Consider the following 1,366-nt stretch of genomic DNA (forward strand, 5'->3'; position numbering starts at 1 on the left):
TAGCACAGTTTAATTTCAATTCAAGATACAATTTAATATTGCCAAAAAATATATAAACTAATATATTATAAAATAGTATTATTAAAAAATAAATTTAGCTTGACTTTTACAAGGATTTCTTTATATATATTATCAATATAATAATTTTAAAGGAGAATATAATGGCAACATATACAATAACAGATAGTAATTTAGCGAGTTATAGTTTTGTTGATTTTTTAGATGAAAATAATATTGGCTTAGAAATTAGATTTAGAAATAGTACTTTAAATATTTTAAGATATAAAGGTATTATAACAAATAATAAAGCTCAATTTAAAAATGAAATGCGATTTATATTTAATGATGTTTATTCCAAAAATATTATAATATCTGATGACAATAATAAATTAACAATAAAATCATATAATTTTTCATATAGATATTCAGAAAAAGAGGAATTATAAATAAAACTATTAAATGTAATTATAAAAAATTAAAATGGTAGAAATTTTGATCTTAATAAATTTCTACCATTTTTTATTAGTAATTATATCATATCAAAAAACAAACTATATTGCATTAAAATATTTCTAATTTATATTAATAAAATATATTCGGAGTTTGTAATATGATAAAAGAATATTTAATTAAATTAGAAATTAATCTTGAATGGCTTCCATGTTTAGAAAAATATTTTAGTAAATACTCTATTACTGATGAATATGATATAAAAATGTTTTTAGCACAAACCAGTCATGAAAGTAAGAATTTTACCGTATTAAAAGAAAGTTTTAAATATTCTCCTAAAAGACTTTTAGAAGTTTTTCCGTCTAAAGTAAAAACATTAGAAAATGCTGAAAATATATGCTCTCAAGGCTGGAAATATATAGCAGAATTAGTTTATGGTAATAGAAAAGATTTAGGCAATATAAATGCAGGAGACGGATATAAATTCATAGGCAGAGGTATAATTCAGCTTACAGGAAGAAACAATTATAGTAAATATTCAAAATTGACAGGTTTAGATTTAATTAATAATCCTGATTTATTATTAGAAAAAGATGCAGCTTCAGAAGTTGCATGCTGCTATTATAAAAATAGAGGCTTAATTGGAATAAGAGATATTAAAGAAATTACTAAAAAAATTAACGGCGGATATAATGGGCTTCAGGATAGGATAAGACGTTTTGAATTAATCAAAGATATTTAAGGATTTTTATTATATGCCAAGAACAACCATAAGCGATTTAGATAAACGAATAGCTAGTATATGTCATAGAATAGGAATAAATGAAGATGGCAGTTCAAATGGCAATGGTTTAATTAATACTATGAAAGAAATTAAAGAACGATTAGATTCTCATGAAAAATATTTAGATAATCT

The 1,366-nt window shown here is 21.9% G+C and carries 2 protein-coding genes; both read left to right on the forward strand.

The features are described from left to right. The first annotated feature begins 161 nt into the window (after positions 1–161). Complete coding sequence (locus F811_RS0100070; RefSeq protein WP_020003291.1) at positions 162–446, forward strand: hypothetical protein; 285 nt, start codon at positions 162–164, stop codon at positions 444–446. A 164-nt stretch (positions 447–610) separates the two neighbouring features. Further along, positions 611–1,192 (forward strand): glycoside hydrolase family 19 protein, encoded by a 582-nt coding sequence (locus F811_RS0100075; protein WP_020003292.1) that lies wholly within the window; start codon positions 611–613, stop codon positions 1,190–1,192. The last annotated feature ends 174 nt before the right edge of the window (positions 1,193–1,366 follow it).

It is taken from the genome of Brachyspira innocens ATCC 29796, from assembly GCF_000384655.1.
Classification (GTDB): domain Bacteria; phylum Spirochaetota; class Brachyspiria; order Brachyspirales; family Brachyspiraceae; genus Brachyspira; species Brachyspira innocens.

Coding starts and splice junctions, on each gene's coding strand:
- F811_RS0100070 (WP_020003291.1), top strand. CDS start 162: ATGGCAACATATACAATAACAGATAGTAATTTAGCGAGTTATAGTTTT.
- F811_RS0100075 (WP_020003292.1), top strand. CDS start 611: ATGATAAAAGAATATTTAATTAAATTAGAAATTAATCTTGAATGGCTT.